At 55.1% G+C, this 12458-nt stretch carries 9 protein-coding genes, 1 tRNA gene and 1 other RNA gene; 4 read left to right on the forward strand and 7 right to left on the reverse strand.

Annotated elements, in window-relative coordinates; all coding sequences use genetic code 11:
- Positions 1–7: 7 nt before the first annotated feature.
- The 4 genes from DRET_RS03905 to DRET_RS03920 all read right to left on the reverse strand — a co-directional run bounded on the left by DRET_RS03905 (position 8) and on the right by DRET_RS03920 (position 6858).
- A complete protein-coding gene (locus tag DRET_RS03905) occupies positions 8–1450 on the reverse strand; it encodes a sigma-54-dependent transcriptional regulator (protein WP_015751226.1) in 1443 nt (480 codons plus the stop codon).
- 112 nt (positions 1451–1562) lie between these two features.
- Positions 1563–4622 (reverse strand): ABC transporter substrate binding protein, encoded by a 3060-nt coding sequence (locus DRET_RS03910; protein WP_015751227.1) that lies wholly within the window; start codon positions 4620–4622, stop codon positions 1563–1565.
- Positions 4623–4734: 112 nt separating this feature from the next.
- Positions 4735–6054: a malic enzyme-like NAD(P)-binding protein gene (locus DRET_RS03915; protein WP_015751228.1), complete on the reverse strand. Its 1320-nt coding sequence runs from the start codon at positions 6052–6054 to the stop codon at positions 4735–4737.
- Positions 6055–6285: 231 nt separating this feature from the next.
- On the reverse strand, positions 6286–6858 hold the full coding sequence (locus tag DRET_RS03920) for a UbiX family flavin prenyltransferase (protein WP_015751229.1): 573 nt from the start codon (positions 6856–6858) through the stop codon (positions 6286–6288).
- A gap of 132 nt (positions 6859–6990) precedes the next feature.
- On the opposite strand from DRET_RS03920, the gene DRET_RS03925 reads away from it, so the two are divergent.
- Positions 6991–7067 (forward strand) — tRNA-Arg (locus DRET_RS03925).
- Positions 7068–7260: 193 nt separating this feature from the next.
- The gene (locus DRET_RS03930; RefSeq protein WP_015751230.1) at positions 7261–7995 is read left to right on the forward strand and encodes a SagB/ThcOx family dehydrogenase; all 735 of its coding nucleotides are present in this window, start codon (positions 7261–7263) and stop codon (positions 7993–7995) included.
- Between the two features lie 75 nt (positions 7996–8070).
- On the opposite strand, the gene ssrA is transcribed toward DRET_RS03930, so the two are convergent.
- Positions 8071–8426, reverse strand: a transfer-messenger RNA (tmRNA) gene (gene ssrA, locus DRET_RS13300).
- A 598-nt stretch (positions 8427–9024) separates the two neighbouring features.
- On the opposite strand from ssrA, the gene DRET_RS03935 reads away from it, so the two are divergent.
- Positions 9025–10281, forward strand: coding sequence for a glutamate-5-semialdehyde dehydrogenase (locus DRET_RS03935; RefSeq protein WP_041281888.1), 1257 nt, complete (start codon positions 9025–9027; stop codon positions 10279–10281).
- Positions 10282–10283: 2 nt separating this feature from the next.
- Positions 10284–10913 carry a nicotinate (nicotinamide) nucleotide adenylyltransferase gene (nadD, locus tag DRET_RS03940; protein ID WP_015751232.1) on the forward strand — a complete coding sequence of 210 codons (630 nt, stop codon included), beginning with the start codon at positions 10284–10286 and terminating at the stop codon, positions 10911–10913.
- A 162-nt stretch (positions 10914–11075) separates the two neighbouring features.
- Here nadD and DRET_RS03945 read toward each other — a convergent pair whose 3' ends face one another.
- Positions 11076–11948 carry a zinc dependent phospholipase C family protein gene (locus tag DRET_RS03945; RefSeq protein ID WP_015751233.1) on the reverse strand — a complete coding sequence of 291 codons (873 nt, stop codon included), beginning with the start codon at positions 11946–11948 and terminating at the stop codon, positions 11076–11078.
- Positions 11949–12091: 143 nt separating this feature from the next.
- Entirely contained in the window at positions 12092–12352 is a 261-nt protein-coding gene (locus DRET_RS03950) for a hypothetical protein (RefSeq protein ID WP_015751234.1), read from the reverse strand.
- Positions 12353–12458: the final 106 nt, after the last annotated feature.

Consider the following 12458-nt stretch of genomic DNA (forward strand, 5'->3'; position numbering starts at 1 on the left):
CTCGGCCTTAGAACGTGATGCCGTGCTTTTTGACCATGGCGTAGAAATGGGAGCGAGATAGGCCTGAAATTTCAAGAATTTCCTTGATGTCGGCCTCGGTCATGCGAATGAGGTGCTCAAGATAGCGTCGCTCCATAAGCGCGCGGAATTCCTTGAGTGGCGGCAATGGGGAAGGAAAAACGCCGTCCTGAGGTCCAGACGGGCCACTTGTAAGGTCCTTTGCCGCCTCCATTGCCCCCTGGGATTTAGAGGAATTGCTTTGACAACTCTGCCGCAAGGTCGCTTTGGTGACCTTGATACGAATGTCCTGTGGCAGGTGCATGGCATAGAGGGTTTGCTCCTCGCCAGCCGCCACAAAGGCCCGCTCCAGGACATTAAAAAGCTCCCGCACATTGCCGGGCCAGCCATAGGCGGCCAGGGTGGCAAAAAAATCAGCATCATAGCCTTTTGTCGGGAGTTTGTGCTCTTCGCACATCTTGTCCAGAAAATACATGGCCAAGGGTTTGATGTCTTCCGGGCGTTCTCGGAGCGGAGGGAGATCGAGGTGCATGGTCTTGAGCCTGAACAGCAGGTCCTGACGGAATTCCCCGGATTCCACCAATGCGGCAAGGTCCTTGTTCGTGGCGGCAATGAGTCTGAAGTCACTTTGGACTTCCTTGGTTTCCCCCACCGGGCGAAAACGGCGCTCTTGCAGGACGCGCAGAAACGCTTTCTGGATGGACAGCGGCAATTCCCCGATCTCGTCGAGAAACAAGGTCCCGCCATGGGCCAGTTTAACCAACCCGTCCCTGTCTTCCTGGGCCCCTGTAAACGCCCCTTTTTTGTGTCCGAAAAGGGTGCTTTCGACCAGGCTCTCGGTCAAAGAGGCGCAGTCGACTACGACAAAGGGGCCTTTGGCACGGGGGCTGTTGTTGTGGAAGGTACGGGCAAAGAGTTCTTTACCCGTTCCGGTCTCTCCTGTGATCAGGACGTTGGAATCGGAGGGGGCACCCTGGGCGATAAGGTCAAAACAGGCCTTCATTTTCGCGCTGCGTCCGATGACATTTTCCAGATTCAGGGCGACCACATTGCTTTTATTCTGTTTTTCTTCGCGGTAGGTCAGCGCCCGGGTCAGGGTCAGCTTGGTCTGTTTGATGGGCGAGGGTTTGATCAGATAGTCCCAGACCCCCCGCTGGATGGCCAGTTCAGCGCCGTCAGGGTCGCCTTGTCCGGTGAGGATGACCACTTCGGGCTGGGACCGGGCGCCCTTGATATCTTGCAAGACATCGAGACCGTTTCCGTCGGGAAGGCGAACATCAAGGAAGACCAGGTCGTAATCGTCGTTTTTCAAGGCCTGGAGTCCCTCGTGCAGCGTCTGGGCGCTTTGGCACTCGTGGTTGAGACGTGAAGTCAGACTCTGCATGGTTTCGCAGAGTTGGGCGTCGTCATCGATAATGAGGATCTTAGCCATGCTTTTCTCAGTGCTCCAGAAAGGTTCTTCGCGTTTGAGGCCGGGCCGGGTGCTGGAGAGGCGCTATGTCATCCTCTGGGGCAGCCTCCTGTGTTCGGAGACCCGCTTTGCATCATTGGTGCGGCCTTTGTAAATAGGTCATTGCTTCCCGAATAGCCTGGGAAAGGCTCAAGCGGTTGTAGGGCTTGCGCACCAATTTGCAGATATTATCCACCTGTCCCAGGGCCTGGATGGCCGTTTCGCGGCCGGAAACGAGGATGACCGGCGTTGTAGGGGCGATGGTCTTGATTTCCTTGGCCAATTCCAGCCCGTTGACCTCGGGCATGTCAAAATCGGTGATAACCACATCAAACTGGTCCGGGGTTTCGCGGAACCGGTCCAGGGCCTTCGTTACGTCGCTTTCGGCCTGGACCTGGTAGCCGAGTTGTTCAAGGACCCTGGGAATCGTCGCGATCTGGTCCTCGTCGTCTTCGACAAACAGGATGCGTTCCGCGCCCCTGATCGAGGGCACGGTTTGCGGTTGATCCAGTTCATCATCGTGTTCCTGCATGGGCAGCAAAATTTCAAAGCTGGTCTTTTCCCAGGGCAGGCTGCTGACGCGGACAGCCCCATTGTGGTTTTTGGCGATGCCGTGGACCACGGCCAACCCAAGTCCGGTGCCTTCCCCTTTGCCCTTTGTGGTGAAAAAGGGGTCGAAAATCTTGTTCAAAATATCGGTATCAATCCCCGGCCCGTTGTCGGAAACGGCCAAACAGAGGTAGTTGCCGGACGCAATATGCAGCGCCTTGGCTTCTTTCTGGTCCAGGGCCACCTCGCTTAAACTGACTTCAAGGACGCCCCCGTGTTCGCGCAGGGCCTGGAAGGCATTTGTGCACAGGTTCATCACGATCTGATGGATCTGCGTGGGGTCGGCTGTGGTGGTTTCATGCCTGGCCTGGATATTTTCCCGGATCTCGATGTTCCGTGGCAACGAGGCCTTGATCAGACTGAGGTCTTCCTGGAGGACGTGGGCCAGATTGGTGGAAATGAATCCGTCCTGGGAAGGGCGGCTGAAGGTCAGGATCTGTTTGACCAGATGGCTGCCGCGTTGCGCCGCTTTCAGGGCCCGTTCCAGGTCATTGCCGGCCATGGAATCCGGGTCGACATCCATGCTCGCCAGTTCGATAGAGTTGATGATCGAGGTGAGGATGTTGTTGAAGTCGTGGGCGATTCCGCCGGCCAGGGTCCCAATGGCTTCCATTTTCTGGGACTGCAGCAGCTGCCGTTCCAGGTTGACCTTCTGGGTTACGTCCTCGGCAAACCCCTCAAAATGCTTGATGGTTCCGAGACTGTGGCGAATAATGCGGACGTTGATGTTCAAGGTCAGATTCTGTCCATCACGCCGCCGGAACTGCCGCTCAAATTGGACGATGCCTGAACCGCGTTGGAGCATTTTCCGGACTTCTCGTTCCTGGCGTTCGTCAGCGAACAAGGCCCGAGGGAATTCGTCGGTTTCGAACATCAGGGCGGACGGGGTCTCATAGCCCATCATTCGGGCCAAGGCTGGATTGCAGTCCAAGAGTTTGCCCCGAGGAGTGATCCGGAAGATGCCCAAAGGAGAATTTTCGAAAATCGAGCGGTATTTTTCTTCAGCTTTGCGCAGATTGTCCTCTGCTTTTTTGCGATCGGTGATATCAAAGAGGACGCCAACAAAACCAGCTATTTCTCCTTTGGCATTTTTATAGGTGGCTTTGTGCAAGATAACATCGTGGATTTCACCGTTACTGCTGAGGATACTGTCTTCATACGTCCGTACTCCGGCACTTTCCAGGATCGAATCATCGACTTCCTGGTACAGCTGCACCAACCCTTTCCCTTGAAGGTCGTCGTCACTTTTACCGGTAATCTGGGAGCGGGAGATAGAAAACCATTTCTCAAAGGACGTGTTGCAGTTCTCATAAGTCCCGTCCTTGTTTTTGAAGTAGATGGGGATGGGAATGGTATCCATGAGTAACTGCAAAAATGAGAGCTGGTCCTTGATCTTTTGTTCTACAGATTTGCGCTGGATAATATTGATCACCAGTAAGACGAGCGTGATGCTCAGTAAAATCAGACTGATGATAATTGTCCAAAAGACCTGCTGGTTGAGTTCATAAAACAGATCGGGTTCGTTGATTACTGTACTGTCCGCAGGGAGTTGTGATTTTTGGATGTAGAATTTTTTTAGTGCGTTGTAGTCAAATAAGAGCTTATCTTGCGGTTTCTCGATAATACTGATTTTGTTGGGCGAGGTGCCGGACAACACCTGGAGGGCCATGTTGGCTGCGATTTCTCCGTGGCGATACCCACTGAGGAGTTTGCCACCGATGATTCCATTGCCCAGCAAGAATTCCCAACCGCTGTAGCAGGGTACATTCGTGTTTTGATTGATGACGCTCAACAACTCCTCAGCGGAGTAGAATTGGTCACTGATGTTTTTATATATGGGAATAAAGTAGATGAATGTATCTTTCGGTAAATCCTGGACATTAGAAATTATTTTTTCAAGAGTGTAGTTTGACCAATATTCAAATTCAACGCGTTCAGAAAGGTTGGAAGCTGCTTTTTGAATTTGGCTGCGGATGGCTTTTCCGGTGACCGACTGGTCGCCAATAACAATCACTCGGTCTTTTTGTGGGTGTAGACGTAAGGCAAGTTCAATATTATGCTGAAAGTCAAAATTTTCTAAAAGGCCAGTATAGAGATTTCTTCTTTGGATTTGTTCTTTTTCAAGGTTGTTTATACCACAAAAAATGACTGGTACGCCAGGAAAAAGGTCGTCATGGAATTGGCGTATAAAAGTGAAGGCATTGTTGTCCGAGACGATGATGGCGTCAAAGTGTTTTTGATCGAATTTATAAGAGTATATGTCATACAGCATTAATTTGATGTATGCATAATTATATTTTTTTGAGTCCATATATTCTATTTGCAGATCTATTTTATACGGACTTTCACGAATGGTTTCCTTTATCCCTTCCTGAATACGGTCTGACCATGAATATCCGTTGTGGTAGGAATTGATATACAGGATATTCTTTTTTTCCTTTGCGGCTGCAGGTGTCGGAGCCACAGCACTCCCAGCGCTGATGCCAAGTATAAGCACCAGGATAAGGGAAAAGAGTCTCTCGGAAAGGAAAGTGTGAAGCGTCATGAAATTTCCTGAGAAGCCGCTGTAAGCGGCACGGCACGTACGTTGATTTCGCAAAACGACAGGGGCCTGCCGCGCTCGCCGCGACAGGCCATAAAACGGCGTCTGTCGGCGATTACTTTGCGGCGTAGCTTTCCACAATATCGGTGATACGGGCCCGGGATTGATCCAGCCGGCGCTGGAGGTTTTGCGTATAGGGCTCGAGGTCAACCGGTTGTCTGGCGACGCCAGAGTCCATCGCCGCCCGGGCCACCGCCGGAGCCTCCCAGAGAAGGACCCGAGGGTCGAGCGGCTTGGGTATAATGTAGTCAGGTCCGAATTCCAGCTTATCCACGCCGTAGGCCTCAAGCATGGCTTCAGGAACCGGTTCCTTGGCCAATTCGGCAAGGGCTCTGGCCGCTGCGACCTTCATCTCTTCATTGATCGATGTGGCCCGGACATCCAAAGCGCCCCGGAAAATGGAGGGAAACCCTGAGACATTGTTGACCTGATTGGGGAAATCGGATCGGCCAGTGCCCATGATGCAATCCGGGCGGACCGCCTTGGCGCTTGGGTAGGGGATTTCCGGGTCCGGGTTGGCCATTGCGAAAATGACCGGTTTGTCAGCCATGGCCGCGACCATATCCTGGCTGAGAAGGTCTTTTTGGGACAGGCCGAGAAAGAGATCGGCCCCCTGCATGGCCGCGGTAAGGTCCATGTCCGGAGTGCCGTTGGCGAACTGTTCTTTGTAAGGGTTCATCCCGGAGGTGCGCTGAGGGTGGATCAGGCCGCGCGAATCGAACATGAGGATATTGGCCGGATCCACGCCGAGGGTGACGTAGAATTGGGCACAGGCAATGCCCGCCGCTCCCGCCCCGCTGATGACCACCCGGAGGTTTTCAATCCGTTTGCCGGTCAGTTCCAAGGTGTTCAACAGCCCGGCTCCAGAAATGATCGCCGTGCCGTGCTGATCGTCATGGAATACTGGGATATCGAGTTCTTGCTTGAGGGTCTTCTCTATTTCAAAACATTCTGGAGCTTTGATGTCTTCAAGGTTGATGCCGCCGAAGGTTGGTTCCATGGCCTTGACTGTTTCGATGATGGCTTGTGGGGAGGTGCAGTTCAGATTGATGTCATAGACATCGATGTCGGCAAAAATTTTAAACAATACCCCTTTGCCTTCCATAACCGGCTTACCAGCCAAAGGCCCGATGTTGCCCAGACCCAGCACCGCACTGCCGTTGGAGACGACTGCGACGAGATTGCCACGGCCGGTATAGTCGAAAACCGTGTCCGGATCAGCCGCAATCGCCCGGCAGGCTTCAGCGACACCGGGGGAGTAGGCCATGGAGAGATCCTTTTGGGTGGCGCAGGGCTTGACCGGGAAAACTTCAAGTTTGCCGCGTTTACCATTGCGGTGATAGGCGAGGGCTTCTTCTGGAGTGAATAGGGTCATGATCTCTCCTTCATCGTACCAGGGGGTTGAGTTGGCCGTGTCCGGGGGTGGATTTTCGTCACGCAAGGCGCAAAATTCCCCGAACGCGCGGCCGTTTGTGCGGCCCGCAATGCAGGGCAGGGATTGATTCGTTGCCGCTGCCGGCATGGCTCCTTTCGCCTTGCTGTTTTCATCCGTCAGATAGAAGAAGGGACGGCAGATTGCAAGGAAGGAGCGGACCGTCAGGCCTAGTCAGGTCGCGGCCGAGCCCCATCGCGGCGCCCAGGAAACCTGCAATCCTAACTGGTCGAGAATACGTCCGACAAGGTGGTCGATGAGGTCGTCGATACTCGAGGGGGAGTGGTAAAAACCCGGCGCTGCAGGGAATATGGTCGCCCCGGCCTGTGCTAGAGACAACATGTTGCGTAAGTGGATCTGGTTCAAGGGGGTTTCGCGTGGAACCAGGACCAATCGCCGCTTTTCTTTCAGAGTGACATCGGCGGCCCGGTGGATCAGATTCGTGCCCAACCCCTGGCTGACAGCCGCCAGACTGGCCATGGAGCATGGGCAGATGACCATGCCGTCATGGGGCCAGGAGCCACTGGCTGGGCCTGCGGCCAAGTCGTGCTGCGAGTACACGGCGTGGGCGAGCGATCGGAGCGTCTTTTGGGTCCCAGCCGGCATCTCCACGTCGAGGACTGTGCTGGCCGCGTCTGAGAGGATGAGGTGGATTTCAGTGTCAGTAAGACTATGAAGAGCCTGGAGCAGGCGGACACCATAGGGCATGCCGCTGGCCCCGGTGAGGGCAATGACAAAACGTTGCATGGGAGTACCGTGGTGCAGCAAAGGAACTGCGGATGGTTGCTTTTCAAAAGGCAGACCCAGAGGCGCCGAGGCAACGTCGGGGCCAGGGGCTTGACAATGTGATAGCTCGAGCGTAAACAATTTTTCTTTGCCGGGCAATTAGCTCAGTTGGATAGAGCGTTGGCCTCCGGAGCCAAAGGCCGCAGGTTCGAATCCTGCATTGCCCACCATCATGCTCATCTCAGGCTCCACCTTCGGGTGGGGCCTTTTTTTATGGTCTTGAAAAAGAGGACCGGGTTCAAGATCTTCCAACATTTGGGGATTGCCATGTGGGCTGGGACATGGTTTGTGGGAACAGGAGATGGCTGATGTTCTCCGTGCCAAAGTCGCGTTTGTATGCCCCACATCTCTGGAGGATTGCCCATGCCGGATTTGAAAAACACTCTGGGTTATATCTATTGGCAGAAGACCAAGTTCGACCGGCGCCAAATCCGCCAGATGCAGCGTCCTGCCATCGCTGGTACAGAGCGGGAAAAAATCTATCCTGGTGCGGAAACCATTCCTTTGCCACGGCCTGGTGGTGCATTGGAACGGCCCCTGCAGACCATCTTGTCCCGGCGACGGTCCCGTCGACGGTATCATGATAGCGGACTCTCACTGGAAAACGCGGCCGATCTTGTCTGGGCGGCGCAGGGAGTGACCGGACAGGCCGGCCCGTATCGATTGCGAACCGCTCCCTCTGCTGGCGCGTTGTACCCTGTGGAAACATACCTTGCGGTGACTGATGTGACAGACATTCCGAGCGGACTCTATCACCTCCGGGTGCGGGATTTTCATCTCGAATGTTTGGCCAGGGGGACGTTCGGCCCGGAACTCGCCCGAGGGTGCCTGGATCAGGCTTTTGTGGCCGAGGCGCCGCTGGTATTTGTCTGGTCAGCTGTGGCGCGGCGCAATATGGCCAAATACGGACACCGGGGGTTTCGCTACATATGCATGGATCTTGGCCACATCTGCCAAAATGTTGTTCTGGCCGCAGAGGCGCTGGGGTTGGGGACGTGCCCTGTTGCCGCCTTGTACGATGACGAACTCAACGCCCTGTTTGGTCTTGATGGCGAGGAAGAAAGCGTTTTGTATGCAGCGAGTATCGGTAGGGTCTAGGTTTCAAGGAGGACAAAAAAAAACCTGATCCAGCAGGTTGAGGATCAGGTTTGGCAAAACGGCCTTTTGGCATTGTGGTGGAGGCGCCGGGAGTTGAACCCGGGTCCGGGAAAGGTCCATCGAGGTGTCTACAGGTTTAGGTCAGGTTTTGCGTTCTCGCCCGTACTCTTAGCCCCTGACCGGGCGGAGCCGGGCAAGCCTGTCTGAAGTTTCGCCCCTGTGCCGACAGGCGGACACAAGGACTAGCCTGATGGTGTCGTTGCCTCCTGCGGTCTATCAGGCATCAGCCGCGGAGACACTGGCTATTTAAGCTGCCAGAGCGTAATCGTAGTCGTTGGCAACTACTTGCTTGCCGCCTGTTTTACGAGGCCTGGCGGCACCTCGACCTGCAACCTCGACTTTCTCTTCCCCGTCGAAGCCATTTCGCCCCCATGTCAAAGAACATCTCGCTGTTCAAGTCCAATACTAGGCATTGTTGGTCCTTTTGGCAAGGGCAGTCCCTGGTCCATGGGGTGAAAAGATATGGCTCTTCGTCACAGGCCATGGAATTTCAGACGGCAAACTCCAAAAATCCACAGGATCGGTCAAAGAAGCAAAGATATTTGGCCCCGTGCTGGACATGGGCATTTGCCTGCCTATTCTCGCCCGAGGTTGCGAAATCGGCCTGGGTATTGGACCCTTTGTCTGAACATAGTGCGAGGGTATGGTTGGCGGGGAATTCCCGTATTGAACTATGGTGATGGCAGGAGAGGTGCTGGCTCAGGGTGCTGAAGGTAAAGTCATGGGCAACCGGTAGGGGAGATTGGAGGGATGCGCTCGCATTCACCTTGGAACAGGGCAAGGAAACCATAGCGGGTGGCTTGTCAGCCGGAGGCGGACACAGTACCTTAATCACCTCGATAGGACTGGTTTGATTTGTATTTTGTTGCGGCCCCGAGCTCAGCTTTCTTGCCTGAGACGCGATGCGAGTTGGTCGTGGAGCTCAAAGCCCACGTGGAACGGATACAGTATAATGACAGGGGAGAAGATATGGATGCAGGACAGATAGCAGAATTTATCCGGCAGGCTAAAACAGCTTCTTTGGAAGTGGCCAATGCCAGCGGCGAACAAAAGCATCAGGTCCTGACCGGTTTGGCTCAAGGATTGCGGCGTGAGGCGGCGCACATCCTTGAGGCGAATGCCAGAGATATCGCCAAAGCCGAGGAAAATGGTCTGGATGCCGCCCGGATTGACCGCCTGCGTCTGACCGAAGCAGGTATCGAAGCCATGGCTCAGGCCTGCGGGCATGTAGCCGACATGGACGATCCAGTGGGGAGTATAGAATCGATGCAGAAACGACCCAACGGACTGCTCGTGGGCCAGATGCGTATTCCCCTCGGGCTGGTGGCCATGATTTATGAATCACGGCCCAACGTGACCATTGATGCTGGAATCCTGTGCTTGAAAGCCGGCAATGGAGTGGTTTTGCGGGGCGGTTCAGAGGCGTTTTTTTCCAATCAGGCCCTGGCTTCTGTCTTTCAGGAGGCTCTCCAAGCAGCAGGTTTGCCTCCGGCGGCCATCTCTCTGCTGCCGACCACGGACCGGGCAGCGGTCCAGACGCTGTTGCAAATGGGGGATGTGGTCGATGTGGTCATCCCGCGTGGCGGCGAGGGATTGATCAAGGCCGTGACAGAGCAGGCAACCATGCCGGTCCTGAAGCACTTTAAGGGGGTCTGTCACATCTATGTGGACGACACAGCCGAGTTGGATGCCGCTCTGGATATTGTCGAAAATGCCAAAGTCCAGCGCCCGGGCGTGTGTAATGCCCTGGAATGCTTGCTGGTTCACAAGGATGTCGCCGAGCGCTTCCTCCCTGCTGTCGCTCAGCGCCTTGGCGCGGCCGGAGTCAAGTTCAGGGCCTGCGCGGCATCACTTCCTCTGTTGGGGGAACTGGCGCAAGCTGCGAACGATCAAGATTGGGGACGTGAGTTCCTGGATCTCATCCTGGCCGTGAAGGTTGTCGAGGACCAGGACGCCGCGCAGGCACATATCCGCCAATACGGCTCGAATCACTCCGAGGCGATTTTGGCAACGGACCACAACCGGGCCATGCGCTTTTTGCGTGAGGTGGACGCCTCGGCCGTGCTGGTCAATGCCTCCACACGTTTTAATGACGGGGGAGAATTGGGGCTTGGTGCCGAAATCGGGATCAGCACTTCCAAACTGCACGCTTACGGGCCGATGGGGGTTCATGAGTTGACCAGTCGGAAGTTTGTCCTTTTGGGACAGGGGCAGGTTCGGTCCTAGCCATGCGTGTGGGCGTGCTGGGCGGGAGCTTTAACCCCGTGCATATCGGACATCTGCGGCTTGCCCTTGAAGCGTTGGCTGTTGAGAACCTTGATCGGGTGGAGCTGGTGCCGGCCGCTGTGCCGCCGCACAAGCAAAACGAGATTTTGATGCCCTTTTCGAAGCGGTGCGAACTGCTTGAGGCGGCTACACACTCGATACCCGAACTCGTGGTCAACCCTCTGGAAGGGCAGCGTCAGGGGCCTTCCTATACAGTGGATACCTTGCGAGTCTTCCACGCCTCCGTGGCCCCGGAAGAGCTCTTTTTTCTCCTTGGTTGCGGGGATTTTTTAACCCTGCCCCACTGGTACGCCTGGGAGGATCTGCTGCAACTCACCAATTTTTGTGTTGTCGGGCGCAACGGGGAGGGGCGGGAAGCTTTGCGTTCCTTCGTTGAGGACCACTGTCAGGCCAAGCCTCTCGCTGAGGATCTCTGGCAGCTGCCGGGGGCTTCGCGACGCGTTCGGTTTCTTCCTATTCCCCGTCTGGACGTCAGCTCCTCCCTGATTCGCCGATATTTGCGTCATGACCGTTCCATCCGCTTTCTGGTTCCTGATTGTGTTGTTGAGGTCTTGGAACAAGGCATGCAATGACGTCTGTCGCCGCGTGTGGAGCACCGGTTTCGTCTGACAAGGCGTTGGAGGGGCTGGCGCAAGCAGGCCCATAAAAAAGCCGCTGGATATCCAACGGCTTTTTTGTGGGAAAAGAAAACCAGGGCCTGAGCGATTGGTTTGCCTCCGGGGCAAGCATTCTCTTTAGTTGCGCAGGCTCTGAAGCGTTGTCAGTTTGCGGTCGGGAAGAAAAAAGCGGTCGGCGGTGGCATTTTGTGGAGCCAAACGCCCCATTACCCGCCGGTACCGTTTGGCCTGGTCCAAGGAGGTGTACCCCATTGGATCGTAATCCAGTGCTGTGGCCTGATCGGGATCGTTGAACAAGTCAATAATTACCGAAAGGGTCAGTTGGAGCATATCCTGGAGGTAGTCTTCTTCGTTGGCCATGGGCATCGCTTTGTCTATCATCTCCAGCGAAACCCGCCAGGATTTGAGCCGGGATACGGCCACACCGCTTTGGAAAAGCTTCTTCTTGAGTTGGAAGCTGAGTTGGGGCTTTTCCAGGACACTCACCAAGCGGGCGTCGGCGCGATGGTGGGCACCCTGTGAGACCAATTCCAGGGGCAGGTCGCGTCCTTCCTTCTGGTCGGCCTGCATCTCGATGTAGACGTGGCTGAAACGACCAGATCCCGGGGTGCACTGGAGCATATTCGGGACGTAGTAGTTGTGGGCCACGGTATCGGCGGCCAAGTGGGCGAGGTAGCCGTAAGCGTAGGATTGGAGGGCTTGATCCCGGTTGCCTTCCAGCAAACGGAACCCAGTCCGCCAATTATGGCAATGGGTATCGGTCAGGGTTTTGCCCTTGCCAACATACATGTCCGCGCTCAGACACCCATAGAGAAAATGTTGGGGAAAGGCGCTGACCGTATTGGCAATGCTGGGAAGGATGAGTCGGAGGTTTTCCAGGATGAAATTTCCCGTCGCGACATGGATTCCCGGCCCCCAGGCAAGGGCGACATCATGCCACCCCAGGACCATGCCTGCCATAGCTATAAGGAAAAAAAGCAGTTTTTTCATACTCTCAATGACGATACGTCACGGTTCGGTTTTTTGTGCATTCATTCAGGGGGGCGGCAACCTTCAATGGCGGATTCCAAAGGGGCTTCCTCAAAGTGGAGCGGTAGCCTCTTTACTCGCTCATACCCGAGCAAAGAGGTCGTTTAGGACCGGTCTTTCCACAATCCGACCAGTTCACGCCGCACACGCTTGAATTCTTCGGCGGTCAAGCGTCCTTCACTGTGCATCCGTTTGAGTTCGGCTATCACGGTGTCAATGTCAGTAATGGAATGGGTGGGGTACCCCTTGTCCCGGAGTCGTTTGCTCACGCGATCCAGGGTGGAATTTCCCACTTTGCGGGCGATCTGTTTGCCGTGGTGTTTCGCCAAGTGGCGAAACGAATTCAGGAGGGTGCGCCGATTCATTGTGTCCTTTGTGTTCAGCGACTCTGAAAAAGAAGCTCCAAGGAATTAGATAAAAGCCTTTGTGAGCCGTGTCAAGGCAGGGGAGGGAAAAGGACCAAGTGTTCGA

The organism is Desulfohalobium retbaense DSM 5692 (assembly GCF_000024325.1).
Classification (GTDB): Bacteria; Desulfobacterota; Desulfovibrionia; order Desulfovibrionales; family Desulfohalobiaceae; genus Desulfohalobium; species Desulfohalobium retbaense.